At 36.4% G+C, this 26,345-nt stretch carries 24 protein-coding genes and 7 pseudogenes; 13 read left to right on the top strand and 18 right to left on the bottom strand.

Translation table 11 applies throughout. The annotated features are described in order from the left end of the window. Nucleotides 1-2: 2 nt before the first annotated feature. Nucleotides 3-1,781 (bottom strand): glycoside hydrolase family 35 protein, encoded by a 1,779-nt coding sequence (locus AUF14_RS03845; RefSeq protein ID WP_002364115.1) that lies wholly within the window; start codon nt 1,779-1,781, stop codon nt 3-5. A 39-nt stretch (nt 1,782-1,820) separates the two neighbouring features. On the opposite strand from AUF14_RS03845, the gene AUF14_RS03840 reads away from it, so the two are divergent. From AUF14_RS03840 to AUF14_RS03830, 3 genes are all read left to right on the top strand, one after another. Next, nucleotides 1,821-2,606, top strand: a complete 786-nt coding sequence (locus AUF14_RS03840; protein WP_306418715.1) for a GntR family transcriptional regulator — start codon at nt 1,821-1,823, stop codon at nt 2,604-2,606. An 80-nt stretch (nt 2,607-2,686) separates the two neighbouring features. Continuing rightward, nucleotides 2,687-3,796, top strand: coding sequence for a radical SAM/SPASM domain-containing protein (locus AUF14_RS03835; RefSeq protein WP_028020863.1), 1,110 nt, complete (start codon nt 2,687-2,689; stop codon nt 3,794-3,796). Then, nucleotides 3,793-4,569, top strand: a complete 777-nt coding sequence (locus AUF14_RS03830) for a sulfite exporter TauE/SafE family protein (RefSeq protein ID WP_002364118.1) — start codon at nt 3,793-3,795, stop codon at nt 4,567-4,569. Before AUF14_RS03835 ends, AUF14_RS03830 begins: the two co-directional genes overlap by 4 nt. Before the next feature lie 30 nt (nt 4,570-4,599). Here the strand turns inward: AUF14_RS03830 and AUF14_RS03825 are convergent. The 3 genes and pseudogenes from AUF14_RS03825 to AUF14_RS23075 form a co-directional block, all read right to left on the bottom strand. After that, nucleotides 4,600-4,775 (bottom strand): annotated as a pseudogene (locus tag AUF14_RS03825) (IS256 family transposase); the annotation flags it as partial. Between the two features lie 92 nt (nt 4,776-4,867). Continuing rightward, nucleotides 4,868-5,487 (bottom strand): annotated as a pseudogene (locus AUF14_RS23080) (transposase). A gap of 60 nt (nt 5,488-5,547) precedes the next feature. After that, on the bottom strand, nt 5,548-6,141 hold the full coding sequence (locus AUF14_RS23075; RefSeq protein ID WP_265331626.1) for a transposase family protein: 594 nt from the start codon (nt 6,139-6,141) through the stop codon (nt 5,548-5,550). Between the two features lie 298 nt (nt 6,142-6,439). Between AUF14_RS23075 and AUF14_RS03810 the strand changes: the two are divergent. The 3 genes and pseudogenes from AUF14_RS03810 to AUF14_RS03800 form a co-directional block, all read left to right on the top strand. Further along, a pseudogene (locus tag AUF14_RS03810) lies at nt 6,440-6,703 on the top strand (ISL3 family transposase); the annotation flags it as partial. Nucleotides 6,704-6,749: 46 nt separating this feature from the next. Continuing rightward, a pseudogene (locus AUF14_RS03805) lies at nt 6,750-7,912 on the top strand (IS3 family transposase). 71 nt (nt 7,913-7,983) lie between these two features. Then, nucleotides 7,984-8,307, top strand: a complete 324-nt coding sequence (locus tag AUF14_RS03800) for an integrase core domain-containing protein (protein WP_082718880.1) — start codon at nt 7,984-7,986, stop codon at nt 8,305-8,307. Between the two features lie 152 nt (nt 8,308-8,459). Here the strand turns inward: AUF14_RS03800 and panD are convergent, their stop codons facing one another. The 4 genes from panD to AUF14_RS03780 are packed head-to-tail and all read right to left on the bottom strand — an operon-like array spanning nt 8,460 to nt 11,419. Continuing rightward, entirely contained in the window at nt 8,460-8,855 is a 396-nt protein-coding gene (gene panD, locus AUF14_RS03795; protein WP_002297874.1) for an aspartate 1-decarboxylase, read from the bottom strand. Between the two features lie 12 nt (nt 8,856-8,867). Further along, complete coding sequence (gene panC / locus AUF14_RS03790) at nt 8,868-9,716, bottom strand: pantoate--beta-alanine ligase (RefSeq protein WP_002287875.1); 849 nt, start codon at nt 9,714-9,716, stop codon at nt 8,868-8,870. Between the two features lie 14 nt (nt 9,717-9,730). Further along, nucleotides 9,731-10,558: a 3-methyl-2-oxobutanoate hydroxymethyltransferase gene (gene panB, locus AUF14_RS03785; protein ID WP_002287874.1), complete on the bottom strand. Its 828-nt coding sequence runs from the start codon at nt 10,556-10,558 to the stop codon at nt 9,731-9,733. After that, nucleotides 10,559-11,419: a Rossmann-like and DUF2520 domain-containing protein gene (locus tag AUF14_RS03780; protein WP_028020811.1), complete on the bottom strand. Its 861-nt coding sequence runs from the start codon at nt 11,417-11,419 to the stop codon at nt 10,559-10,561. Nucleotides 11,420-11,657: 238 nt separating this feature from the next. Between AUF14_RS03780 and AUF14_RS03775 the strand changes: the two are divergent. Beyond that, nucleotides 11,658-12,827 (top strand): annotated as a pseudogene (locus tag AUF14_RS03775) (IS256 family transposase). Between the two features lie 324 nt (nt 12,828-13,151). Here the strand turns inward: AUF14_RS03775 and AUF14_RS03770 are convergent. Together AUF14_RS03770 and AUF14_RS03765 are read right to left on the bottom strand one after the other, a co-directional pair. Further along, the gene (locus AUF14_RS03770) at nt 13,152-14,471 is read right to left on the bottom strand and encodes a sensor histidine kinase (RefSeq protein ID WP_002297866.1); all 1,320 of its coding nucleotides are present in this window, start codon (nt 14,469-14,471) and stop codon (nt 13,152-13,154) included. Next, on the bottom strand, nt 14,468-15,121 hold the full coding sequence (locus AUF14_RS03765) for a response regulator transcription factor (RefSeq protein WP_002285815.1): 654 nt from the start codon (nt 15,119-15,121) through the stop codon (nt 14,468-14,470). The genes AUF14_RS03770 and AUF14_RS03765 overlap by 4 nt, the downstream gene beginning before the upstream one ends. 287 nt (nt 15,122-15,408) lie before the next feature. Between AUF14_RS03765 and AUF14_RS03755 the strand changes: the two are divergent. Then, nucleotides 15,409-16,683 (top strand): annotated as a pseudogene (locus AUF14_RS03755) (ISL3 family transposase). Between the two features lie 168 nt (nt 16,684-16,851). Here the strand turns inward: AUF14_RS03755 and AUF14_RS03750 are convergent. From AUF14_RS03750 to AUF14_RS03730, 5 genes are read right to left on the bottom strand one after another with little or no spacing between them, the layout of a single operon-like run. Beyond that, entirely contained in the window at nt 16,852-17,883 is a 1,032-nt protein-coding gene (locus AUF14_RS03750; RefSeq protein ID WP_002326114.1) for an ABC transporter ATP-binding protein, read from the bottom strand. Beyond that, nucleotides 17,864-18,721, bottom strand: a complete 858-nt coding sequence (locus AUF14_RS03745) for an ABC transporter permease (protein ID WP_016180798.1) — start codon at nt 18,719-18,721, stop codon at nt 17,864-17,866. Before AUF14_RS03745 ends, AUF14_RS03750 begins: the two co-directional genes overlap by 20 nt. Beyond that, on the bottom strand, nt 18,718-19,533 hold the full coding sequence (locus AUF14_RS03740) for an ABC transporter permease (protein WP_002330693.1): 816 nt from the start codon (nt 19,531-19,533) through the stop codon (nt 18,718-18,720). The genes AUF14_RS03745 and AUF14_RS03740 overlap by 4 nt, the downstream gene beginning before the upstream one ends. Then, nucleotides 19,530-20,354 carry an alkaline phosphatase family protein gene (locus tag AUF14_RS03735; protein WP_002326111.1) on the bottom strand — a complete coding sequence of 275 codons (825 nt, stop codon included), beginning with the start codon at nt 20,352-20,354 and terminating at the stop codon, nt 19,530-19,532. Before AUF14_RS03735 ends, AUF14_RS03740 begins: the two co-directional genes overlap by 4 nt. Further along, on the bottom strand, nt 20,344-21,435 hold the full coding sequence (locus AUF14_RS03730; protein ID WP_002326110.1) for an ABC transporter substrate-binding protein: 1,092 nt from the start codon (nt 21,433-21,435) through the stop codon (nt 20,344-20,346). Before AUF14_RS03730 ends, AUF14_RS03735 begins: the two co-directional genes overlap by 11 nt. Before the next feature lie 177 nt (nt 21,436-21,612). Between AUF14_RS03730 and AUF14_RS03725 the strand changes: the two genes are divergently transcribed. The 5 genes from AUF14_RS03725 to AUF14_RS23065 all read left to right on the top strand — a co-directional run bounded on the left by AUF14_RS03725 (nt 21,613) and on the right by AUF14_RS23065 (nt 23,427). Continuing rightward, a complete protein-coding gene (locus AUF14_RS03725; protein WP_002326109.1) occupies nt 21,613-22,398 on the top strand; it encodes a PHP domain-containing protein in 786 nt (261 codons plus the stop codon). A gap of 31 nt (nt 22,399-22,429) precedes the next feature. Continuing rightward, on the top strand, nt 22,430-22,813 hold the full coding sequence (locus AUF14_RS03720) for a hypothetical protein (RefSeq protein WP_002326108.1): 384 nt from the start codon (nt 22,430-22,432) through the stop codon (nt 22,811-22,813). Nucleotides 22,814-22,888: 75 nt separating this feature from the next. Then, on the top strand, nt 22,889-23,020 hold the full coding sequence (locus tag AUF14_RS23260) for a peptidylprolyl isomerase (RefSeq protein ID WP_077828694.1): 132 nt from the start codon (nt 22,889-22,891) through the stop codon (nt 23,018-23,020). Further along, the gene (locus tag AUF14_RS23070; protein ID WP_016180796.1) at nt 22,989-23,213 is read left to right on the top strand and encodes a peptidylprolyl isomerase; all 225 of its coding nucleotides are present in this window, start codon (nt 22,989-22,991) and stop codon (nt 23,211-23,213) included. The genes AUF14_RS23260 and AUF14_RS23070 overlap by 32 nt, the downstream gene beginning before the upstream one ends. After that, entirely contained in the window at nt 23,188-23,427 is a 240-nt protein-coding gene (locus tag AUF14_RS23065; RefSeq protein ID WP_071875991.1) for a peptidylprolyl isomerase, read from the top strand. The genes AUF14_RS23070 and AUF14_RS23065 overlap by 26 nt, the downstream gene beginning before the upstream one ends. Nucleotides 23,428-23,519: 92 nt before the next feature. On the opposite strand, the gene AUF14_RS03700 is transcribed toward AUF14_RS23065, so the two are convergent. From AUF14_RS03700 to AUF14_RS03685, 3 genes and pseudogenes are all read right to left on the bottom strand, one after another. Next, the gene (locus tag AUF14_RS03700) at nt 23,520-24,314 is read right to left on the bottom strand and encodes a glycyl-radical enzyme activating protein (RefSeq protein WP_227656326.1); all 795 of its coding nucleotides are present in this window, start codon (nt 24,312-24,314) and stop codon (nt 23,520-23,522) included. A 694-nt stretch (nt 24,315-25,008) separates the two neighbouring features. After that, nucleotides 25,009-25,735, bottom strand: a pseudogene (locus tag AUF14_RS03690) (hypothetical protein). Nucleotides 25,736-25,888: 153 nt separating this feature from the next. Then, a complete protein-coding gene (locus AUF14_RS03685; RefSeq protein ID WP_028020813.1) occupies nt 25,889-26,218 on the bottom strand; it encodes a hypothetical protein in 330 nt (109 codons plus the stop codon). Nucleotides 26,219-26,345: the final 127 nt, after the last annotated feature.

The raw sequence follows: 26,345 nt of genomic DNA, 5'->3' as shown, positions 1-26,345 counted from the left end.
GTTCATCCCTCTTTCATTTCTTTATATAATGGTGCTTTTAATAAATTGATTTCTGGTTCATAGGTACCTTCTGTCTCAAAAATAACAATTTCATTCTTACCAACTTTTAGAAAGCCGCTAGAGATGTACAGTGAAAGCGTTGGACCTACTTCCCAAAAACGACCTATATTGGTCTGATTAACAAAGACAATTCCTTTACCAAATTTCCTTAAATCAATAAAACAATCACCGATATCCTCTAAAAGAAACTCATATCGATAAAAACTTGGGTGTTGGGGCTGCCATCCTTTTGAATAATCCACAGTTTTACAATTTTCCAAAGGCAATGAATACTGTTGCCAATTTGTAATAAAATGTAAGTCTGCCATTACTCCCGTTCTAATTCCTTTTTTTTGCGTTTCCGCAAAGAGTTTATGTCCATAATTGACACGTCCCATATTTTCAATCAAAATATCCACTTGATTGATTTCTTCTGTCATACTAACTTGTATATCTTCACCTATTTCTGTTTGATATTGGGTAGCTTGTAATTCTTGATTCAAAAATAATTGGCTGCGATCTCTGCCATCAATTACCCGTAATCGTTCTTCCTCTGCATCCCTCTCTATCATTGTTCGGTAAAGTAGATAACCTGTATTTTGTCCCAACTCTTCCATTGTCTTTGGATACTTTGATTGAACCGGTTGACTAATGGTATCTAAAGTCGCGAAAAGACTTACCTTATTCGTCAAAGAAATCTTTTTCTTTTCAATCGTGGGTTTAATGACAGGATCTAGCTGCTTAATCTCTGGATAATTATCATGAATCATTTTCCGCAATGCATAATATTTTTCTGTTGGATTCCCCTGCTCATCTAATGGTGCACCATAATCATAGGAAGTAATTTGCGGTAAATCAATCACTCCTCTTGCTGAACAACCATTCATAAACCCAAAATTCGTTCCTCCATGAAACATATATAAATTAATGCTTCCTTGTTCTAATACCTCTTTTACCGCTTCAGCGAGTTCCTGTGGATCTCGTTGAATAATTGGTTCTTTCCAACGATTAAACCAACCATCCCAAAATTCCATACACATCAGTGGCCAATTTTTATCATATTCTTTAAAAAACTGCTTCATAGAGTTGAAGTTGTCTTTTGCTTTAGAACCAAAATTACCAGTAACCAAAATATCATCTTCAATCATGCTTCCCGCTCGTAAAGTAGCCCTCCACGGTCCATCTGAAGTGAAAAAAGGAACTGTCACTCCTCGCTTAATCATCAAATCTCTTATCGCACGCAAATATTCCTTTTCTTCCCCAAAAGATCCATACTCATTTTCAATTTGAATCATCAATATATTTCCCCCATTATTAAGTTGATGGGGAACAATCCTTTTCATCAAAACATCATAATAATCTGCTACATGCTCCAAATAAGCGATTTCATTCCTTCGGATATGAATCGGTTCACGGAGTAGCCATGACGGAAACCCTCCAAATTCCCATTCAGCACAAATATAAGGCGATGGCCGCACAATAGCATATAATCCTAAGTCTTGAGCGATTGTCAAAAATCTCTCTAAATCCAATATCCCTTCAAAATGAAACTCTCCTTTTTGAGGCTCATGTAAATTCCAAGGAACATATGTCTCTACTGTATTAAATCCTAGTGCTTTTAAATTGTACAAAGAATGTTCCCAATCACATGGGGGAATCCGAAAATAATGAATTGCACCAGATAGTATTTTAAATGTTTTTCCCTTTAATAAAAATTCTTCCTTTATTTCAAATGTAGTCATCTGTTACTTTTCACCTCGATATGTTAATATACTTAGTATATTAATACTTTTGTATTAAAAGTCAACAATTTTTTTTTTAAGTATGTTAATATAGATGCGAGTAATTTAAAGGGGGAGCTTATAATAAAACCGAAATATCTAGAAATCAAACAGAATCTAAAACAACAAATTGTAACCGGTCAATTTCATAATGGCGACCGATTCTATTCAGAATCAGAAATTATCAAAAAATATAATGTTAGTTCTATAACAGCAATTCGTGCGTTAAAAGAATTAGTTGCCGAGGGGTATATCGTACGTTATCAAGGAATAGGAACTTTCGTTTCACGTGCAAGAAAAGAAAAAATAGTAAAATTTTCTGATATAGAAATATTTTCATTTGACAATGATAAAACACACGTTCTTTCGATTAAACGCGAAAATAAAAAACAAATATTAGATACATTAAAATTATCAACTGATTCATATTATTATCAAATCGAACGAATTAGAGAAGCTAATGAAATACCTTATATCTATCATAAATCTTATTTGCCAGAACAATATATAAATTCTAATTATCCAGAAATTAATTATTACAATTCTATTTACAAACGTTTAAAATCAGACTACAACATTGATTTAAACGAAGAAAACTTTAGGGAAACAAACGAAATTTTATTTCCTGCTCCTAATAGTGTATGTAAACAACTAAAAATAAATGAATCTGAGCCTGTCGTTTTTCAAACCAAATTATCCTGCTTATCTGAAAATAATAAACCTATAGAATATGTTGAAAGTTATAAAAAATGGAATTTCTATAAGATTCAACTCCTATCTAATTAACTACTACTGAATTTGATTTTACTTTGTTCGTTATAGCAATTTTTCATAATTAAACTATATTAAAAAATGAGGTTCTTACTATGAAACATATTTCAGTATTGATCAAACCCGCATCTTCCCTCTGCAATCTTCGTTGCAGCTACTGCTTTTATGCCAATGTCAGTTCCTTGCGAGAAGTCCGCTCGTTTGGCAAAATGAAAGAAGAAGTGACAGAGAAAATGATCGAAAATATTTATGCAGACTTAGAAGACGGCGATCAATTAACATTAGCGTTTCAAGGTGGAGAGCCGACTCTTGCTGGTTTACAATATTTTCAACATCTGATCGCTTACGTAGGGACTAAAGAAAAAAAAGTTCAAGTCTCTTACACGCTTCAAACGAACGGGACCATGATCAATGAAAAATGGTGTGCTTTTTTGAAAGAACATGATTTTTTGGTCGGTCTCTCGATCGATGGCCATCCGCTCTACCATGATCTGCATCGGGTCGATCCGAAAGGAAGAGGAACTTTTCAGCGAGTGCTGCAAACAAAACAGCTGTTTGACTACTATGAGATCGACTACAATGTACTTTGTGTCTTGACCAATCCGTTGGCAAAAGAGGCTAAGAAAGTCTTTCGCTTTCTAAAAGAGCAACAAATTGATTTTGTCCAGTTTATTCCTTGTTTAGAAGATCTAGATGCAAAAAAAAGAAATAGTTATGCTCTCACACCAAAACGTTTTGCAGGATTTTACCACCAGCTTTTGCAGTTATGGCTGCAAGAATTAGCGGAGGGGCATTATATAAGTATCAAGCTTTTTGATGATCTTTTGAATCTATTGATCAAACGACAAGTCACTGCCTGCGGGATTTTAGGAAACTGTCAGGTACAATATGTCATTGAAGCAGATGGCAGTGTGTATCCTTGTGATTTTTATGTGCTGGATGAGTATCGCATGGGGTATATTCAAGAACAGACTTTACGTCAGTTATTTGAACAGGACATTGCAAAAACGTTTGTGTGTCAACGGTCCGAAATGCCAAAGAAATGTCTGAGTTGCCCGTTTCAAAAAATGTGTCGTGGCGGCTGCAAACGAATGAAAGATGCCATCTATGTGGATGGGGACTATTGCGGTTATCAGCAACTCTTGCAGGAATTTGTGCCGCAGATCAATCGGATTTTAGGTTTGTTACAGGGGGTAAGTGTGTGATTGGGTTCGTTTATTTTATAGTGATCGTGTTGGCAAATACGGTTGGTGCCGTTTCAGGCATGGGGGGCGGTGTTCTGATCAAACCCATTTTTGATTTTATCGGTGCCCATTCTGTTGCAGCCATCTCGTTTTATTCTACCGTAGCCGTGTTTACCATGTCGCTGGTTTCGACCGCGAGACAGTTGGCTAGTGGACGTAAAATCAATTGGCAAATCGTCCTTTGGGTTTCAGGCGGCGCCGTCTTAGGAGGCATCTTGGGCAATGTCGCTTTTGATCACCTGCTACTTTTATTTCAGAATGAAGATGAGGTACAAATGATTCAGATCTTTTTGACCGTTGTGACACTGCTGTTTGCTTTCTTTTATACCAAATATGACTGGCCCGGATTCCAACTGAAAAAAAATTTCTGGTATTGCTTCTGTGGCCTAGTCCTTGGTTTTCTAGCGAGTCTGCTGGGCATTGGCGGTGGACCGATCAATGTGTCCTTGCTGATGCTGATGTTTGCTTTACCCATCAAAGAAGCCACGGTCTATTCGATTTGTACGATTTTTTTCTCTCAATTGGCGAAAATCGTGACGATTGCTGGGACCACTGGATTTGGCCTCTATGACTTAAAGATTTTGTGGTTTGTGATTCCAGCCGCGATTGTTGGCGGTTTGTTAGGGGCAAAAGTCAGCACTGTCCTCTCACCACAAAAAGTGACGCTGGTCTTCCAGACAGTCATCTTCTTGGTGCTAATCATCAATCTTTATAACGGCTATCAATTACTATAAAAAACGAGTATTATCAACCACTTATAGAAAACGATTAATTAGTAACTTTAGAAGTACTTTCTCATTAAGAAGCGCTCTTTTTTGTGACTTTTCTGAAACTAGAATAAATACTCTCAATTGCATTAGTAATATGCATGATTTTTCTAATAGCACTGCCAATCAAATAGTTGTTCACCATGTGCAAAGTACCGTTTCCAGACATCTACTAACAAAATAGGCTCTTTGTCAATAAGGACTGATGAGTTGTGCAAAATCAAATCTGGGTCAGAATGAACCACATTCTGGCTCAGATTTTTTGTTATCTTACATTGATTAATTGATTGATCAAAAAGATTCTAATTCTCATGTTCTCGAATGATTTAAATCCGTAGGATACTCGTTTCATTGTCTTTATGTGGGTATTCTTCGCTTCAATTTTTCCATTGGAATAAGGATAGATCATTGCGTTGGTGATACCTTCTTCATAGGTCAGAAGGTTTTGAAGCTTCTCCCGAAATCCGTCATCTAACGTTTCGGGAAGTTCTGCCAATAAGGAGAAAAATAAGTCAGGGTCTTTGTCTCGAAAGGCTTCGACTAATTCATGAAAAAAGGGATACGCCTCCTTTAGAGGCGCAGAAAACTCAAGCAATCGATCAATCATCATTGCTTCAGTGAGAAATGGGTATTTTGGTGCTCGGAAACTTTTCCATGTTTTGTACTCATAATGGTTATGCTTGCACGATTTTTTAGCAGAAAGCGCCAGTTCTTTTTCAGTTTTTCTGCCTGACTTTTCTGTCCTGCTTTACGAAGCTCATTCATTTCACGGATACGCAACTCATTGAATGCCTGATTCATGTGTTTGACAATATGAAACCGATCAATCACTACTTTCGCATTTGGCAGAACACGTTTGGTAAGCTGAAAGTAAGCGGCGTTCATGTCTGTGACTAAGAATTCTACTTCTTCTGGATTGGTGCAGCCTAAGAAATAGCTTGTTAATCAAGGTAATTTACGCGTAGGCAAGACAGCAATTAAGTGTCCTGTTTCACCATCTGCACAAATAAAGCTCATTTTATCTTCTATGGAAGCGTGCGAACGAAATTCATCAACCATCAATACTATGGGGAGAATCTTCTTAGAAGGCTTTGGTAAATAGCTTTTAAACTCTTTCAATGTACGAATAACGGTAGTCAAAGATACCTGACAACTTTTCGCAATAAAAGACAAAGATACTTTTTCAGTCAGTAAAGAAGCAATTTTATATCGAACATGATCTGCGATTGAATGTCTGGGTCGGACAAAATAACTTTGAGCCGTCCAATAGGTACGACAGTTTTTACAGGTATAGCGTTGCTTTTTTAGGCGCATAACCAAAGGCATATGATTGTATTGTTCAAAACGGACAATCGTTTCCTTTTTTCCATTTTTCACTATAATTGCTTTCCCGTTTCCATCTACCACAGTAGAACCACAACTTCTACAAGCACGAGGAGTAGGCGAGAGAACAGCATCGACGACCAACGTCTTTTTCTTCTGAAGGGTCTCGTAAGAGACCTCTGTAATCATCAAATCTTTCTCTATTATTCTCAGCATTTTTTGATAGAATCATTCATATAGCATATCGTCCTCTCAGTTGTTTATTTTGTGGTGATTTAATCATACTAGAGAACGATATGTTTTTTAATACCTAAAATGAAAATGGGGCTGAAGAATCAATTCTGATTCATCAGTCCCATAAATTATAGAGCCAAAATACTTTGGCTCTATAATATCTAGTGTTGGTGACACCTTCTGTTGCCAACACTTTTTCTTTTTTTTAATAAACGCAAACAGACACCTTGAAATCCTTTAGAATAAAGTCGACGAAAACCATTCAAAGGAGTGTTTCAAGATGTCCTATTCAGAGTTTACCAAAGAGTTACTAGATATTCTAGATCTAAATCTTACCTTTCATGAGAATGCCTTTCGCAAAGAGCGAATCAATGACGAGACCTGTTTTGTTTTTAATGTCACATTAACCTATCGACCAGAAGAATGCTTTTATTGCCACTATGAAAACGATCAAACAATCATCAAATGGGGCTGGAAAAAAGTCTCTATCTTATTAAATGTCGTCAGTAACTACATGGATAGGCTACAATTAACTAGACAGAAAAATTAAGGTGTGTAGACTAGAAGAAAACATACCAGGAGGAATTTTTATATCTAAGAGAACACGAAGAACTTTTTCACAAGAATTCAAGCAACAAATCGTCAATCTTTACTTAGCTGGAAAGCCACGTGTAGAAATCATTCGAGAATATGAACTAACGGCTTCAGCATTTGACAAATGGGTAAAGCAATCTAAAACGAGTGGTTCATTCAAAGAAAAAGATAATCTTACGCCTGAACAAAAAGAATTGTTAGAACTACGTAAAAGAAACCAGCAATTAGAAATGGAAAATGATATTTTAAAGCAAGCAGCGCTGATATTCGGACGAAGAGACAAGTAATCGATGCGAATAAGCATCTTTACCCTATATCAGCGATGTGCAGAATATTAGGTCTATCACGTCAGTCCTATTATTATCAATCAAAACCAAAGAAAGACGAATCAGAACTTGAAGAAGTAGTCGCTGAAGAATTTATCCTCAGCCGAAAGGCCTACGGCTCAAGAAAAATAAAAAAAGCCTTATCAAAACGAGGCATTCAGATCAGCCGACGAAAAATTAGTAGAATCATGAAAAATAGAGGATTAAAATCGAGCTATACTGTTGCTTATTTTAAAGTACATCATTCTACTTGCAATGAAGCCAAAACGACAAACGTATTGAATCGTAAATTCTTAAGAGACAACCCATTAGAAGCGATCGTAACAGACTTGACTTATGTACGAGTCGGGAAAAAATGGAATTATGTCTGTTTCATTTTGGATCTGTTCAATCGAGAAATTCTCGGCTATTCTTGTGGAGAACATAAAGATGCCGTTCTAGTAAAAAAAGCATTTAGCCGTATCAGACAACCTCTGACAGAGGTTGAGATTTTTCATACTGATCGTGGAAAAGAGTTTGATAACTAAGCTATTGATGAATTATTAACGACTTTTGACATCAATCGATCATTGAGTCATAAAGGCTGTCCTTTTGATAATGCCGTAGCTGAATCAACTTATAAGTCGTTGAAAGTAGAATTTGTCTATCAATACACATTTGAAACCTTACAACAATTGGATTTGGAGTTATTTGACTATGTCAATTGGTGGAACCACCTTCGGTTGCACGGTACACTTGGCTACGAGACACCGGTTGGTTACCGTAAACAGAGATTGGCGCAGCGAATCCTTGATAATGAGCTCGGATGTGCTAACGCTAGCGAGGCAGTCTAACTTTAACTGTTAGCTCCTGCCGAAGATCGTCACATCCGAGGAGGCTTATTGTCTAGGACAATCGGAATAGTATACGGAAAGAAGTTCTGCACCTTATAAAATTTGTCAAAAAAACTGTTGCCATTCCATTAACGAGTTCTGTTCTTTTTCATACAGATCAAGGGTCTCAATATACCTCTTTTGAATTTAGAAAATTTATAGAGGATCATCCGATTGTCCACTCACTTTCAAAACCAGATTATCCGTGGGATAACGCCGTTACCGAAGCTTTTTTTAAATATATGAAAAAAGAAGAATTAAATCGCCGTTCATTCCATTCAATTGAAGAAGTACGGTTGGCTTGTTTTGCCTACATTGAAGGCTTCTATAACACCAAACGTCCTCATGGAACATGAGATATGCTTACACCAAATGAAATGGAGGCTCTTTACTTTGAAAATCTTTAAGTATCTTCTCTTTTTGTGTCTACTTTATTGACATCTATCCAATTAGTAATCAATAAATATTTCAATAATAGTCTAGCTATATATAAATAACATTACAAAACCTAAAGAATTATATCTGATAACCTTCCATGTTTTTCATATGATGTTACTCTTTCAACTTTATTATTATCATCGACAAAAACAACCTTAGGTCTATGATCCTTAACCTCATTTTCATTTAATTCACAATATGCCATTAAAATTATTTTATCTCCAGTTGATACACATCTAGCTGCAGCTCCATTCAAGCAAATCATCCCTGTTCCTCTCTCTCCAGCTATTGTATAAGTTTCAAATCTATTTCCATTATTAACATCAACTATTTGTACTTTTTCATATTCATATATTCCTGCTGCTTCTAATAAATCCATATCAACAGTAATACTTCCTACATAATCTAACTCAGCTTGTTCAACTTTAGCTCTATGTATTTTTCCTTTTAACATTGTAACTTTCATTATTATAGCCCCCTATTGTAATTCAAATGTAAAATTATCTATTAATCTTGTTTTTCCTATAAATACTGCTATTGCAACTAAAACTGATTTTTCAATATAATTTACTCTTTGTAATGATAAAGAATCAACAACTTCTACATAATCAATCTTTGCCAAATTATAAGTATTTATATTTTTACTTATTATCTCAATTATTTTTAAGCTATCTCTCTCTCCATTATTTAAGGCTTCCTTAGCTAAAGTTAAAGATTTATTTAAAATAGTAGCTGAAGATCTTTCCTCTAAACTTAAGTATGTGTTTCTAGAACTTTTAGCTAGTCCATCCTCTTCCCTTATAATTGGACACCCTACAACGTCTATATCAATATTAAGGTCCCTAACCATTCTTTTAATTACAGCTAACTGTTGTGCATCCTTTTCTCCAAAATAAGCTCTATCTGCTGGTATTATGTTAAATAATTTACTTACAACAGTGCAAACCCCTCTAAAATGTATTGGCCTACTAGCTCCACATAAACCTTCTGTTAATCCAGTTATATTAACAAAAGTACTTGCATTGTCACAATACATCTCTTCAACTTCAGGATTAAATATTGCTGTTGCTCTACCTCTTGTGCATACTTCTATATCTCTTTCTAAGTCTCTTGGATAACTACCTAAATCTTCATTTTTCCCAAACTGAGTTGGATTTACAAAGATACTTACAACAACTTTATCATTTTCTTTTGATGCTTTTCTAATTAAACTTTCATGACCTTCATGTAAATATCCCATAGTAGGAACTAATCCTACCTTTAAGCCTTGTTTTTTCCACTCTTTTACTTGACTTCTAACATCATTTACTGTTTTAAATATAACCATATTTCTTGACCCTTTTAATATAATTTTTCTAAAACATCATCACTTATTTTAAACCCATGTTCTGGACCTGGAAAAACTCCATCTTTTACTTCCTCTATATATTTTGTAAATGCTTTATTCATCTCTTCTGATAAATTAGCATATTTCTTCACAAATTTAGGGGTAAAATCACTATACATCCCCAACATATCTTGATATACAAGAATTTGTCCATCACACCCTGCACCTGCTCCAATACCAATTGTAGGTATTGATATCTCTTTAGAAATTAACTCTGCAAGCTTAGTTGGAACACATTCTAACACTACAGCGAATGCTCCTGCTTTTTCTACAGCTTTAGCAGCTCTTATTAATTCTTTAGCAGCTTCCTTGTCCTTTCCTTGTACCTTAAATCCTCCAAATGCATTAACAGATTGAGGTGTTAAACCTATATGCGCCATAACAGGTATAGAAGCCTTTACTATAGCCTCTATTTTATCGCATACTTCTATCCCTCCTTCTAATTTAACAACCTGAGCTCGTCCTTCTTTTATTAATCTTCCTGCATTAACTACTGAATCATATACTGAAGTTTGATAAGACATAAATGGCATATCTGCAACAACTAAAGTGTTCTTAGCTCCTCTTGTAACTGCTCTAGTATGATGAATCATGTCTTCCATTGTTACTGAAAGTGTATCTTCATGTCCTAGACATACCATACCAAGAGAATCTCCTACTAATATTCCATTTATCCCAGCTTCATCAATTATTTTTGCTGTTGAATAGTCATAAGCTGTAAGCATTGTTAATTTTTCATTTCTTAATTTAGATTCTTTAAATGTAACTGCTGTATTTTTCATCTATCTCTCTCCTAAATACTTTTCTAATTCACTATAATCTCTATTAATATTTTTTAACATAGCTATCTCTAATACATTTTTTGATAATAGCATATATAAAGCTCTGTCTTCATCTGATAAAACTTCACAGTGACCTTTAATTGTTGAAATATCACAACGTTCAACTGGTCCTGTCAAACTTTCTATAATTCCTTTTTCTTTTATATTTCTAATATTAAATTCAATTAATGGATATAAAGCTTCAATTGCCATTTTTTCAGTAAATCCACATTGAATTAGATATGTAACGCTTGTATTAATAAGTCCTAGCACAAGGTTACTAGATACTACTGATGCGGCATGATAAAGAGATTTATTCTCCTTAGATACAATTACAGTACTATTACCTAACTTTTTGAAGAAATCACATAAAAACTTTGCATATTTTTCATCGCCTTCAATTGTTATAAAAGATTTTTTTAATTTTTTGTATGAATTATATTTATCTGATATTGAAAACATAGGATGGACAGAATAGCCATAAGCACCATAGTCCTGTATATTTGAAAAGATATCTGAAGATATTGCACCACTGCAATGGCAGATTAATTTGTTTTTGATTTGATAATTTTTAATTTCTTGCCATACCTCCTGAATTTGACCATCAGGAGTCGTAATGAAAATAGTATCATTTTCATCTACTAATTCTCTTAAGTTTAAATATTGTTTACTAGATGTAAAATTCGAAGCTGCTAATGACGAGTCTTCGCTTTTACTATAAAATCCTGTTACTTGTATTTTATGTTCCTGGAAATACTTCCCGAATGAACAACCTACCTTGCCGGCTCCAATAAAACCAACGTTCATAATTATCACCTCCATAAAGAAGTGAGACTACAAGTCCCATTCTTACGATATGAGCTTAAAAATAAAAATTAAATCAAATATACAGTATGGTTTTTTCAAATATCATCCATAGTTAATTTATCATAATATCCCATATTTTAAAATAAAAGATAGCGTAAAATATTTTGTGTAAATAGAAATTTAGGGTAGAAAAAAAAAGTCCATTCTGTAAAATTAAAGTTACCACACAGAAATTTTATAGGAGGACTTTCTCATGACTAAATTTACTATAGAAATTATGCAAACACTACTCAATAAAGGGGATTTAGATGAATTATTTCAGGATCATTTAGAGCGAGCGATTAATTCACTTCTACAAGCAGAGCTAACTGCTTTTTTAGATTACGAAAAATATGATTGAAATGGATTCAATTCAGGAAATTCCCGTAACGGGAATTATTCACGTACATTTAAAACAGAATATGGCGAGTTGAATTTAACTATTCCTAGAGATCGGAATGGCGAATTTTCTCAACAAACACTACCAGCATATAAGCGAACCAATGATTCATTAGAAACGACCATTATCCAATTATTTCAAAAAGGCATTACTATGGCTGAAATCTCCGAATTAATTGAAAAAATGTATGGTCACCACTATACGCCACAAACAATCTCCAACATGAGTAAATTGGTGGCTGAAGATGTTTTAGCTTTTAAAGAAAGAACGTTAGAAGCCAATTATTCCGTTATATTTATGGATGCGACGCATATCCCTGTGAAGCGACAGACTGTTTCGAAGGAAGCAGTGTATATTACGATTGGTATTCGTTTGGATGGAACCAAAGAGGTTCTTGGGTTTACTATTGCCCCAACTGAGTCTGCTTATATTTGGAAAGAAGTTCTTCAAGATCTTAGAAAACGTGGGTTAGAAGAAGTTTTATTAGTCGTGACAGACGGATTAAGCGGTATTGAAGAAAGTATCCATAGTGTGTATCCGAATACCCAATTTCAACAATGTTGTGTGCATGTATCTAGAAATATCGCTCATAAAGTTCGTGTTCGAGATCGAAAAGAAATTTGTGAGGATTTCAAATTGGTTTACCAAGCGAATTTAAAAGAAGAGGCATTGGATCACATCGACTTTATGATTAGGAAATGGAAAAAGCAGTATCCAAGAGTCGTCAATTTACTCTTGAATCCTGCCCTATTAACCTTTTATAATTTCCCTCACGCCATCAGACGAACAATTTATTCGACGAACCTGATTGAAGGCTTTAATAAGCAGCTAAAACGATATACTCGAAGAAAAGAACAATTCCCTAATGAAGAATCTCTAGAGAGATTCTTAGTTTCGCAATTTAATCAATATAACCAAAAATTTTTAGGTAGAATTCACAAGGGATTTAAAGAAATTCAGGATACATTAGAGTCGATGATTTAACTGTAATTAACAGAATGGATTTTCCATTTACACATAATTCTTGACGCTACCATAATCTAAATAACCATCATATTCATCTACTACTTATATAATTGAGTTTTATTAAACTTTTTAAGTTTCTATTCTATCAAATATTTAAACAATCTCTGCATCCGAAAAGACTACCTCGTATAGTTTTACTAACAATATTTTTATTAGCGTGTTCAAATCCTGATTTCTTGTATCAATTATTTTCTGTTCACTTTCAATAAGAAAAAAGTCTTTACTTCCATGGCTAATAATAAGTCTCTATTTTTCAATAACTATTGCAAAATTATATCTTAATTAAGAAAATATTTTTATTTTAAAGATAAAAAATTCTTCATCTTGCAATACTTTATATTCTATATTGTAATTATTCAGAATATTACTTACAATATATAAACCTAATCCATTACTATTTTCCTTATTTAAATCAAATTTAACATCAAATATTTTATCCATATTCGAAATTTTATTGTTACCGTATGAATTCTCTATATATAACCAATCATTAACTATCCCAATATTAATTACCCCATTTACATCAGTATATTTTACCGCATTACTAATCAAATTAGATAGAATAATCTTTAAAGCTGTTTTTCCTATATAAACATTCTCGTCTAATATATAATTATTGACAGTTATTTTCTTTTGATTTGCTAATATTTCATACTTTTTTAATATGTCTTCTAATGTATCATTTATTTTCAAATATTCTTCATCATTATTCAAATTTTCTATAGAATGAACTGATAATATTTGAGAAATATTTTTTGTTAAACTATCAACGATTTCAATACATTCATTAATATAAATATCTCTTTCTTTATATTTTCCAATATTGTATTTCATGTTTTCCAGTATTATTTTAAGACTAGCAAGAGGGGTTTTAAGTTCATGGGATGCACCTTTAAAAAAGTCATATTTTAACTTTTCTAATTTTAAAATTTCTTTATTTTTAAATTCCAAATCGTCAATTGTTCTTAATAAAGTAGAATACAAATCATTAATTTGTTGTTTTAATTCTCCAACTTCATCATTAGAGCTAACTTTTAAACTCATTTTTTTATCAAGTTTCATCATTTTATCAGTAACAATTTTTATTTCTTGTATATTATTTTTTATTGATTTTGCATAAATTAAAGAAATAATAGCAGAAAATAAAATTGATATTAATAAAGAATATGGTAAAAATTTAAGGCTTAAATCTTTCGCATCTTTTTGCATATCAGCTGTAGAAACAAATTGTAGATTTGTTTTTTTACCATCATTAAGCTTTATTTCTCTTTCTTCAATTATCAAAGAATTACTATCACTTTCTAAATTAACATTTATATTATCTTTGATTTGTATTTCATTCTTATTATTTTTTTCTTTTATGAATACTTTTATTTCACTACTCTTGGAATAAAACTCCAAAGTTTGTTCTATATATTTTATTTCTTTTCCATTCATATTACTAGAAATTTCATTTGCCATATTATGAATCTTTTCTTTTCTCGTCTCCAAATATGTTTTAGGAAAGATAAAAAAAACTAATGAATGAACTAATATAATTATTATTCCAAGAACAGAAAATATTTGTATGAACATTTTTGGAAATATCTTTAATTTTTTCATTTTCTCTCCAATTTATATCCTACATTTCTTATAGTAGTTATACAGTCTAATTGTAATTTTTTTCTAAGTTCTTTTATATATACATCTATTACTCGATCATAAGGAGTTTCTTCGCTATCTTTCCATACATAATCAATAATTTGCATTCTTGTTAACACTTGTCCATTATTATCCAATAAACATTTTAATACTTCTAGTTCTTTTGCATTTACATCTATTTCTTCACCATTTATTTTAGCTGTATAGCTATTAAAATTAACCGATAGATCCTTATATTCAAACTTCTCTAAATGTCCATAATTCTTCTTAATTAAAGAATCTATTCTAGCTTTTAAGACCGGCAATGAAAATGGCTTTTCTACATATCCGTCTACTAAATTAGTAAATGCATCAATTTTATATTCTTCATCACTAAATGCAGTCAAGATTAGAATTGGTAAATTGCTTTTCTTTCTAATTTCTTTCAACACTTCTAAACCATTTATAAAAGGTATCTGAATGTCTAAGATAACCAAATTTATATCGCTATTAAATTTTGACAAGGCTTCTCTTCCATCTTTAGCTTGAATAACAGTATATCCAAATTCTGAAAGATATTCACTTATTCCCTCTCTTATCATATTATCATCTTCAACAGTTAATATTTTCATATATACCTCCACTTAAGCCTATACACTAGATATTATACAGCATATTATGGCTCTATAATATCTAGTGTTGGTGACGCCTTCTGTTGCCAATACTTTTTCTTTTTTTTAATAAATGCAAACAGACACCTTGAAATCCTTTAGAATAAAGGGTTCTATAATATTTTGTGTTGTTGGAAAATCGAAGGCGATTTTCCAACAACACTTTTTCTTCGTTTCAACTCAAAAAGAGACTCACTTTTGGTAAAATTTAGTCGACCAAAACATCACCCTACCAAAGGAGTCGCTCTATGGATAATCATACTAGAAAATTACTCGGATTAACAGATAAACATTTATTTTTTGATGAAGAATGGCTGATTGAAAAAGAATATAAAGGCGTTCAAGCGCAGTTTATTAAAGGGAGATTGGATGACTCACCTTCCCATTGTGAACACTGTGGATCGATTCGTATTATCCGCAACGGTTCCTATACGACACGCACTCAGATGTTGAAAGTCAAAGAAAAGTTGACTATTTTAGAATTAAAACGTACCCGTTTTCTCTGCCATGATTGTGGACGGACCTTTTCTGCGAAAACGGACTTAGTTGATGAACATCATCAACTAACAAAGGAACTGAAGCAGGCGATTCTCATGGAACTGCACGAAAATCAATCACGTAAACTAATCGCTAAGAAGTACTTCGTCTCGGATGGGACGGTGATACGGATCTTGCGTGAAGCAACAAAGCATTACCAGCCACGTATGAACTTCCTTCCGACGGTGTTGTGTATGGATGAGTTCAAATCAATGAAGTCTGTTTCTGGTTCCATGAGTTTTATTTGTGTTGATGGGACAACCAATCAGCTATTTACGATCCTTGAAGATCGCAGACTTTACAAACTAACTCAATACTTCCTGCGCTTTCCTAGAAAAGCCCGTTTAAAGGTCAAATACCTAGTGATGGACATGAATGCCAGCTATTGTCAGCTGCTTAAAACGGTCTTTCCAAATGCGGAGATCGTAACTGATCGCTTTCATATTGTCTAACATATCAATCGCAGCTTCAATCAATTGCGTATCCAGATCATGAATCGTTTTCGAGCCTCGCACTCTGAAAATCAGAAGACGTACCGTCGGCTCAAGCGATATTGGAAACTCTTACTCAAAGATTCCACGACATTGGAGCCGCTCAAACGGCATTATCATCGACTGTTTAAACGACCAATTAGTCAAACAGAAATCGTCGATGAACTGTTAAGCTACAACGAAGAATTGCGAACTGCGTATCATTTTTGTCAATTATTACGCTATTATTTCGTTAAACGAGATACGGAAGGCTTTCAAGAAACCCTTAAAACAATTTCATCTACGTTACCTCAGTCGTTTAAAAAGAAATTCACGATCTTCCATCGCTACCAATCGGGCATTTCAAATGCCTTTAAAGTGTCCCACTCAAACGGCGTCACGGAGGGGCTGAATAACAAGATCAAGCTGATTAAACGAATTGCGTTTGGTTATCGCAACTTTTATAACTTTCGGGCACGGATCTATTTACAACAAGGTCTGATCTTTGAAAACTAAAAAATATGCGGCGCATAGAACGCGCCGCATATCGGACTAAGTTTTATTCAAATTTGTCTTCACCAACAAGATTTGACGAAGAGCCAAAATCAATTCTACCTTAGATGTTCTTATATCACTCTATCAGTCCTATTTGACAAAGAGCCAGAAATGTTTGCCGACTATACACTAGCTTTGTTGTGCAAAATGCTGAGTATCAATTTCCACAGGGATTGCTAGAATATCTTTCAGCTGAATGTATAAGGCATCGCTAATTTTCTCTTCCCGATCGTTCAACCGATCCACTAAAATTTCTTTGCCCTCCAGCGTTTGAAAAACATACCGTTGAATGTTGCCTAAAATAAATGATTCCTTCCATAGAACCGGAATCTTAACCCCCTGAGGAACCGGTTCAAATTGAATCAGCTCCGGTCTTAAATAATAAATGCAGCGATTGCCCTTAGCGGAAAACTCGTGGGTATACTGATCCAGCTCATACCATTCGAAACGATTATAGTTGCCGATAAATTCCGCAACAAATCGGCTCTGAGGATTCTGATACAATTCCTTCGAGGTGGAAACCTGAGCCACCCGCCCAGCTTCCATCACAAAAATCCGATCACTGATTCGCATCGCCTCTTCTTGGTCATGAGTCACAAAAATCATCGTCATCCCTAGCGATTGCTGGATAGCGCGCAAATCCCGCTGCAGCTGTTTTCTAATTCGGGCATCCAAAGCACTTAATGGCTCATCCAGCAGCAGGACTTTCGGTTCAGTGACCAATGAGCGAGCCAGTGCCACCCGTTGTCGTTGACCGCCAGAAAGAAACTGGACATTTTTATCTGCCTGCTCCGTCATATCCACCAATGACAGCATCTCAAAAACCTTTTCCTGAATCGCCTCAGGACTCAGCTTCTTTACCTTCAAACCAAAGGCTACATTTTCAAAAACAGTCATAGTTGGAAACAATGCATACTGTTGAAAAACAAAGCCGATATTGCGATCCTTCGTAGGCTTATCGGCAATATTCTCATTGTCCAGCACAATCTCACCGCTCTTTGGTTGTTCCAATCCCGTGATACAGCGCAGCAACGTAGACTTTCCGCACCCGCTGGGACCTAGTAAAGTAACCAGCTCACCCTTTTCAATCTGAATTTCATCAATAGCTAAAATCTGTTTTTCATCAAAAAACAGATTGAGATCATGTATTTCTAAAAACATTTTCCGTCACAACTCCTTTAAGGGCTTCATTTTTCGACTGCTTCTCTTCCCTCGTCTGCTTAAGGGACAGCTGTTGCTTTTGTCGATTAGTCAGCATAAAGGTAGTTAAAGCAATTCCCACCATAAACAGCAAATACAAAACCATCACAGCGCTAGCCAAATGGCCGTTTTCGTTCATCCGCCGCAGCATATAGATGCGTACCGTCTGAAATCGACCGCCAATCAACAGGTTCGTCAGCATGTACTCCCCAAAAACCGAAGAAAAAATCATCAGAGAAACCAGGGTCGCACCGATACGGATGTTGGGAAACAGCACCTGGATAATAATCGTAGACATCGGGGCGCCCAAGGTTTCTGCTGCATCCACTAATTCCTTCAGATTAATTAAGCGCATCTGGTTGTTAAGACTAAGATAGACAATCGGCAACGCCGTAATAAACAATGCACCTACCAACACTACAAACATTGAGATACCAGTTTTAGCATACGTTCGAAGCAAAGCCGTTACCAAAATCACTCCCGGTAAAGCATACGGCAGCAGGAGCAGCTTTTCCAGCCAACGATTCAAACGAGGGAAATACAAATGAATCCAAATAATGGTTGGAATCATCAACAACAGAATCGTCACCAAGACCACACCTGCTAATAAAAGTGAGCGACCCACCGCAGCAATAAATTCCCTGTCCGTCAGCAGCTGTTGGAACCATTGCAAGGTAAAATCACTAGGTAAAAGCGATTTTGACCATTTTGTGGAGCTGGCATACAAAATCGTTCCAATAATCGGCAGCAAGTAATACAGGACAAAGCAGAACAAAATCGGTTTTACTAACTTTTTCACGTCTGCACCACCTTGCCTTTCTTTTGAATAATCAACATTGCCGTTACCAGCAGGACACCTAAAGCGACTGCCAACGCACTGCCTAAATTAGGCTTGGCGAACACATCTCCCGACACTAAAGCCGCAATTCGAATCGTTAAAAGATTTACATTACTGCTGGTCAGGGCATACGCTGTTTCATAGGTCCCCATGCCATTAGCAAATAAGATGACAAAGGTGCTGGCAATCGATGGTCGCAAAAAAGGCAAAGCCACCTTGAACCAAGCATACGCTGATGAAGCGCCCAGCAATTGTGCGGACTCCAGCCATTCCTTTTTCACTTCCTTCATGCTGGGATACAAAAACAAGACCCCTAACGGAATTTGGAAATAGGTATACGTGATGGTCAATCCCCACCAAGAATACAAATTGAAGTCCGCTAGAAATGGCAAAATCATTTTCAGCACACCTACATTCCCCAACAAAATAATAAAAGAGAATGCCAGCGGAATCCCAGCAAAATTAGCTGCCAAATTGGAAACAAAGGTGATTTTCTCCTGCAATTTAGTCGATAGATTCATTAAGCATAAACATAAAATAAACGTCCCGATTAACCCAATCACACTGGAGCTGACAGCAATCAGTACGCTGTTAACAAAGGCCTGTGTGTAATATTTGTTGCTGAAAATATCACTGTAATTGGCCAATGTCCACTGGTTAGTTAAATCACTGTGCAAGCTGCACAGAACCATAAAAAGCAGCGGCAGCAGTAAAAATGCACAGAAGATAAAGGAGGCAGGAACCAGAACCAAGCGTTTTTTCATCTCTTTCATCCCCTCATCAATTCTTGAATGTCCTGCATTTTCTCTGACGGTGCAATTCCTAATAACCAGCAAAACAATGGAGCCGCCAGCAGCTGTGGTACAGTTTGTTCCTTCAGCTTTTGGCGTTTATTTGAAATCAAATAAAAAGGAACTTCACGATGTGCAGCCAAGCTGCCGCCATGCAGTCCGTGCGCATCCATCCCGTGATCCGCAGTCACCACGACTTGATAACCTTTTTGCAGCCATTCAGGAAGGTAAACAGCCAATAATCTGTCCGCCTGATTAACCGCTGCTACATATTCATGAGAATCGGCGGTAAATTTGTGACCGACATCATCAATATTCATCGAATGTACGACCAAAAAGTCTGGCTGATACTGATTCACTAAATAATGGGCATCCGCAAATAAATGCGAATCAGGGTAAGTGTCCTCACTATAAAAGATGCCATGCTGAATCAGTCGCTCCTCCTGATGCTGGATGCGATCAACCAAACGATTATAGGGGGCTTGATTGTACAACTCGCTGTACCAGTGGTAAGCGGCGGCTCCTGTTTTTCCGCCAGCTTCCTTAACTAATTCAAACAGCGACCACTCTTTGGATCGCTGAGCATGGTAATTACTATAGATGCCATTTTCATAGGCTGGAACGCCGGTCATCAGTACTTCGTATAACGGACGTGAATTGCTGGGCAGCTCACTTTTTACCTTCAATAAGCTTGCTTGCTGGTGCTCAACTAAATGATTCATGAACCCAAGCTGGGCGACGGCTGTGTCGTAGCGACAGCCGTCTAGTATAACTACAATCAGTTTGTCAAGTCTACTTTGCATAGGTCAGTACCTCCGCCTGCCAAAGCTCTGGAAGCTCTACAGAGGTCTTGTTCCAAGCTTCATTGTCTTCAACTGGCACCGCCGCTTCATAAGCATCCTCCGGCAGTAATTTTTCAGCTACTTCTTTAGGCAGCTCTACCTTGCGAATAGGTCGCGCATAGCCCTTTGCCAAATTGATTTGCCCTTCATCAGATAAAATATATTCCCGTGCTAGCTTTGCCGCATTGGGATGAGGGGCATTTTTATTGATTAAGGTTGTATACCCGCTAATGATGGAGCCGTCTGTTGGCACAGTTACCTCAAAACGCTCGGAGTCAATTTGGTCACGATAATTTAGTCCATTGAAGTCCCAAACAACTGCCACATCGATTTCACCTTTTTCAAGATTTGCTACGCTGGCATCAACGGTGGACAAACGGCCTTTTTCTGCCATTTTTTTGTAGTAATTCAGACCTGGCTGAATATCCTTTTCGTCACCTCCGTTGGCAATCGCCGCAGCCAATACAGCAAATTGTGCTTGGTTGGCAACCGTCACATCCCCCACGCTAACTTGATAGTCACCCTCTTGTAGCTCCTTCCAGCTAGTCGGTGCTTGCTTCACATTCTCTTTATCGGTGATAAAGGAAATGGTTCCCGTATAGCTTAACAACCAATCCCCATCATCATCCTTTGCCCAATCCGGAATTTCCTCCCAATAGCTGGTCTTATAAGGCAAGGTTAACTCTTTGCTTTCAGCCAACGGACCGAAGCTGATACCGACATCACCAATATCGGCGGTTCCATTTTTTCCTTCTGATTCAAACTTGGCCAATTCTTCTGCACTGGACATATCCGTATCCACGTGACTTAAGCCGTATTCTTTTTCAAGGTCGTTCCAAGTGCCTACCCAATTTGCCCAAGTATCCGGCATTCCCAAGCTGGCAATCTCTCCTTCTTCCTTGGCTTTTTCTATAATCGTATCTAAAGAGTCGTCTGCCGCAGCCGATTGCTTCGTTGCTTCACCTGAGCCGCAGCCTGTCAGCAGAATACTTACTGTTGTTGCACAAAATAAACCGATAGTCATGTTACGAATTTTTTTCATTCATTCTTATCCCCTTTCGATAATTCCATTCTAACAAAGCTTTGTAATGAGAGAATCAATTTCTTGAAAAGGTTTCATGAACAATGTAAAGGTTGTGTATGGTTTGTAAATTTCGACGAATTCCCATTAACCTTCTAAAGCTTTTGCGGTATGGTAGTAGAAAAAAGGAGGCTCCCTATGCAGTATTATGATCAGCATCTCCACACGTATTTTTCCTTTGATTCAGAGGAAAAATTTGAAAACTATTTAGCCTATCAGCCGGAGTTTTTCGTTTCTACGGATCACTTTGATTTAAACAATCCATCTACCGGAAAAGATGACATTCCGGATTATCCAGCCTATATAAACAAACTGGACTCTTTAAAAGAAACCTATTCCACCAAATTTCTGCGAGGTATCGAGATTGGCGTTGTTCCAGGACAAGAAGAGCGGATCGTGGATTACCTCGCTCAGCATCCTTATGATTTAAAGCTGGTAAGTATTCATCAAAATGGCCGCTTTGATTATATGGACGATGTGGTTTTAACCAAAGATCCCATTCAAACTACCAAGGAATATTTTGATCAGATGTTGCAGGTCTTGACGGATTTTCCAGAAGGAGATATTTTGACTCACTTTGATTATGGATTACGCCGCTTCACCTTCACAGCGGAAGAATTCGCGGAGCATTTTGAGGCTCAGCTGCTAACGATTTTCAAAAAGGTTGTTGAACGAGAATTGGCGATGGAGTTAAATGCCAAGAGCTTCTTGAAATACGGCAACGAAGACCTTTACCGTTATGCCGTTCCTTTGTATCAAAGTGTCGGCGGAAAGCTCTTTACCTTAGGCTCGGATGCTCATGTTGCCGAAGATTATCAGCTGGGCTTTAAAAAAATGAGTCAGCTGTTGGCAGACTGTCAGGTAGAAAAGTTGCTAGTCATTCAAGGAAAAGAACGCTGCCTGACGCCGCTGCCGATTTTGTGATTCCTATATAATAGAAGAAAGTGGTGAAAAAATGAGCAACCTGCGGGACTACAATCAAGAGGCACCCATCCATCATTTAATTGCGCGACATTGGGATGCATTGGAAATTGAGGCGGTTTGCCGATCCTTGTTAGCAGCCGTTCCAAAACAACAACTGGAAAATTTTTTGGTGGCTGACAGCTTGCAGCGGGAAAAAGTTCAGGCTTATTTTGCAGCCTTTAAAGATCAACCTTTGGAATATTTGCATGCGCAGTTTCATCTTTTTTATCAAGTAGCCGCCCCAGATGACTACAACGATTTACGAGGACAGCTGCAATTGACCTTTCAAGCGGATGAAACCGCCTATACCGTTTTATTGGGAATGGCTCGCCTTGGTGATCAGGCGAAGGTCGAGTGGCGGATTTTCGATATTTGATGGCAGGATCAAGGCGTTTCAGTTGCAAACCTTCCTCTCTTTCAATTAGAAAAACCGCAGCAGGAAGAAGTTTGTGTGCTGGTCACCGATGCTGGTGAAATTCGTCTCCGCTTATTTCCTGACCAAGCTCCCCTAGCTGTAGCCAACTGGCGCTCCCTAGCTGAGCAAGGCGTTTATGACAACACACCTTTCGGCTCGTGTCATTAAGGAATTTGTTATTCAAGGTGGCGCTTTGGATGGTTCTGGTGATGAAGCTGTTTCCAGCTATGAGGGCTTTTTCGCTGATGAAGTGCATCGCGGACTTTATCATTTTAATGGCGCCTTGGCCTTAGGGGACCACGGCCCCCACACCAACGGCAACCAGTTTTTTTATTGTGCAAAACACAAAGGCGCAGGCTGACCTGCTGCCGAGGCTCTTGCTTCCTCAGAATGTAAAGCAAGCATACTTGGAGCTTGGAGGACTACCGGAGCTGGATGGTCGTTATACTGTTTTTGGACAGGTATACCAAGGGTTAGAAATCGTAGCAGCGATCGCAGCTCAGCCGACAAACAGTGAAGTTGTACCGATTGAGCCAGTGTTCATTCGACAAATTAACTTCGAAAAAACATCGTAAAAAGACACTCACTGACTTCAGCAAAAGCTCTATTCTTGAGCTGGCTGCAGCTAGTGAGTGTCTTTCATTTATCCATAAGATAAAGCTTGGATTCAATAAATAAATGTTTTGGTTAAAGCTGTGACCGGCAAATGAGGAACCGTGCGAGCCAGTTGATCTACCAATGCAAACATTTCTTTAGGTGAAGGCGCTGGCGTGTCTGCCAACGGATACTCCAGTCCCAATGCTTGGTAACCGTGCATACCATAGCGGTGGTACGGTAGTAATTCTAACGGTACGAACCGATCAAGATCTGCCACAAAACAAGCAATCGTCAGCAGCTCGGTCAGGTTCATATTGATACCTGGAACCACAGGAACTCGAATTCGCACTTCGCAGTTAGGATACTCAATTAAAAAGCGACGAATATTCTTCAAAATTTGTTGGTTATCTAAGCCGGTCCATTGTTTGTGGAGCTTGCTGGTAAACATTTTTACATCCACAAACAATGTATCCACATAGGGAGCTACCTTTTGGATTTCATTATAAGCACCACAAAAGCTGGTTTCCAGTACGGTATTGATTCCAATGTATTTCGATTTTTGCAAAATTTCTTTAGCAAAATCCGCCTGAACCAGTGCCTCGCCTCCGCTAATGGTCACTCCGCCATCCGAGTGAAAGTAAAAAACAGCATCCTTCTCAATCTCATCCATTACCTCTTCAGCGGTCATGGTCTGGCCAAATCCTTTTTCAATCTGCTTGCTTTGTGATTCGGGAATCGAACACCAGGCACAGCGTAATGGGCAGCCCTTTAAATAAACAACGGTCCGTAAACCAGCACCATCATGTAGAGAACCCTGTTCTATTCTTAATACTGTTCCTTCCATATAGATTTTTGAATTACACACTAGTTTAAACTAAAACACACAAGGAAAAATTTACCATTTAATCATAAAATTAGCTCATATGAATATACTAGAATGTAAAATAGACTGGTCAAAATCTGGTCAAAAAAGAGGACTAATACAGGTAGTCCTCTTTTTTGTTATTTTAATATTCTAAATCATTTTTTATTGGTTTATTCCCTTATTCGATGTAGACTCAAATCACTATATCACTAGATATCAAACGGCGTCATACGGAATCAAAAACATCAAATTTGACCTGTTAAATGGTCATTGAATAACATTTAAAATCAATAAAACGGAGTCAGACACGGAGTCAAAAATGCTGAGAGTAAAAAATATATACAGCCTTGTAGGTAAAGTACCACAGGGCTGTATATTTTTTATTTCAGATTACCTTAAATGATTCCATTTACTTTTTATCTCATTTTTTCCTACTAGTTAGTATCAAATACTCTCCTATTTTCTCAATAAACTATTTTTGGTTACATGGTATCTGAAACAGCTAAAACCTTGTCATTACAGCAAAAAATCACGTTATCTCCGTTTCATTTCAGATACATTTCACTTAAGCGGATTCCAAAAAAACAAAAGAAAAAGGAACCCCTAGTTAGCCTATGCTTTTTATTGGTTCCTCTCAAAACACGGTCATATAACAACGGGGTGGGGTAAATGAATGAAAAAGGTGGAAGAATCATTATTCAATAACTTTTTTAAATACTTCGTTGTAATCAGTTACCTGTCCATTCTTAAATACCACAGAATAATCTTTTTTCCCATTTTCAAGTAACCTAAGTGGAATATCTTTACCAACTTGCTCTGTCACTGCATTACTGATACCTGTTAGATTAGGTAATAAATCTGATAAAGATTGAGCATCTGTAGAAATCTCTGTATCAGTATTTATCGTGATTCCTTTATCTTCATTTACAAGTTTCCAAGTAGGTGGTATAGTTGTGTATGTTTCTACAAATGAATTAAGTTTTTTCATTAAGTGGCTTCTCTTTTATATTTCCATCTAAAAACTCTCTATATATGGCTTGAGCCATACTAAAACAAAGCTGACCTTGTTCCAATAATTTTACATCGTTAGTTAGTAAAGCTGTGTTCACTTTATCTATCGCTTCAAGAAGAGTATCTTTGGTGTCCCTAACAGCTTTTGGTATGCCTTCTGGAATTTCCCTACTTGATACCTCGTCCATTTTATCTTCCATAAAACCCTTAAAATCATATCTTTCTCCCAAATCCATAAAATTTTTTGATAAAATTTTCATTTCTGAGTCTATTTCTTCAATAACATGTAACATATCTGATACATATTGTTTTGTCTGATTCGTTTTTAATCTATATGTGGTAAATGTCTCAATTCCTCCAATTATCAATAAAATTGCCAAACAAATCCATAATAATTTTTTCTTTTTCATTTCTCCTCCTACGTACTGTTGTTATAACAGTGACTAATGTAAAGATTTTCCCAATAATCATTAGACTATTATTTACAGGGAATCAAAAAAACTCCTTAGTAAGCTTACACCTTTAGGAGTTCCTGTTTGGACGGTATGCATAATACATTTAAATCAATTTAACATTAACACCTCAGTATATGGTATCTCTACGTATACACAGTCTTTCTTTGGATAGTATTCAATATTTATATTGATAGCACTTCCATTGTCTAATATAGCTTTAGCTCGATATGTGTTATCTTCATTTTCATGAGTGATAGTTACATCATCACATGACCGATTTAAGCTATACTGTTCTTGTAAAATCCGTGTTACCAATGGTTTAGATGACTTCTCTAAATTAGATGAGCCCGTCATCCTTGAAAAAATGACACCTATAATAATAGCTAATACAACAATACCTATAATGACAAACTTCTTATTCATATTTACTTTATTCAACTATTTAATGTCTGCCGATCATTTCTAAAACCTTAACTTACCAGCAACACCCGCTGATATCTGATAAAATTAATGCAGGCCTTTTTCAGTAATATGCTGAAAACCGTGCACTCTTACCCTTTTTGGA

This window comes from Enterococcus avium, from assembly GCF_002891025.1.
GTDB classification, from domain to species: Bacteria; Bacillota; Bacilli; order Lactobacillales; family Enterococcaceae; genus Enterococcus_A; species Enterococcus_A avium.
This window is presented reverse-complemented; position numbering and strand designations above follow the sequence as displayed.

Bases quoted from the DNA above. Each gene is read 5' to 3' on its own strand.
- AUF14_RS03845 (WP_002364115.1), bottom strand. From the start codon at position 1,781: ATGACTACATTTGAAATAAAGGAAGAATTTTTATTAAAGGGAAAAACA.
- AUF14_RS03835 (WP_028020863.1), top strand. From the start codon at position 2,687: ATGAAACATATTTCAGTATTGATCAAACCCGCATCTTCCCTCTGCAAT.
- AUF14_RS23075 (WP_265331626.1), bottom strand. From the start codon at position 6,141: ATGCTGAGAATAATAGAGAAAGATTTGATGATTACAGAGGTCTCTTAC.
- panD (WP_002297874.1), bottom strand. From the start codon at position 8,855: ATGAAAGTTACAATGTTAAAAGGAAAAATACATAGAGCTAAAGTTGAA.
- panC (WP_002287875.1), bottom strand. From the start codon at position 9,716: ATGGTTATATTTAAAACAGTAAATGATGTTAGAAGTCAAGTAAAAGAG.
- panB (WP_002287874.1), bottom strand. From the start codon at position 10,558: ATGAAAAATACAGCAGTTACATTTAAAGAATCTAAATTAAGAAATGAA.
- AUF14_RS03780 (WP_028020811.1), bottom strand. From the start codon at position 11,419: ATGGAGGTGATAATTATGAACGTTGGTTTTATTGGAGCCGGCAAGGTA.
- AUF14_RS03770 (WP_002297866.1), bottom strand. From the start codon at position 14,471: ATGAAAAAATTAAAGATATTTCCAAAAATGTTCATACAAATATTTTCT.
- AUF14_RS03765 (WP_002285815.1), bottom strand. From the start codon at position 15,121: ATGAAAATATTAACTGTTGAAGATGATAATATGATAAGAGAGGGAATA.
- AUF14_RS03750 (WP_002326114.1), bottom strand. From the start codon at position 17,883: ATGTTTTTAGAAATACATGATCTCAATCTGTTTTTTGATGAAAAACAG.
- AUF14_RS03740 (WP_002330693.1), bottom strand. From the start codon at position 19,533: ATGAAAGAGATGAAAAAACGCTTGGTTCTGGTTCCTGCCTCCTTTATC.
- AUF14_RS03735 (WP_002326111.1), bottom strand. From the start codon at position 20,354: ATGCAAAGTAGACTTGACAAACTGATTGTAGTTATACTAGACGGCTGT.
- AUF14_RS03730 (WP_002326110.1), bottom strand. From the start codon at position 21,435: ATGAAAAAAATTCGTAACATGACTATCGGTTTATTTTGTGCAACAACA.
- AUF14_RS03725 (WP_002326109.1), top strand. From the start codon at position 21,613: ATGCAGTATTATGATCAGCATCTCCACACGTATTTTTCCTTTGATTCA.
- AUF14_RS03720 (WP_002326108.1), top strand. From the start codon at position 22,430: ATGAGCAACCTGCGGGACTACAATCAAGAGGCACCCATCCATCATTTA.
- AUF14_RS23070 (WP_016180796.1), top strand. From the start codon at position 22,989: ATGACAACACACCTTTCGGCTCGTGTCATTAAGGAATTTGTTATTCAA.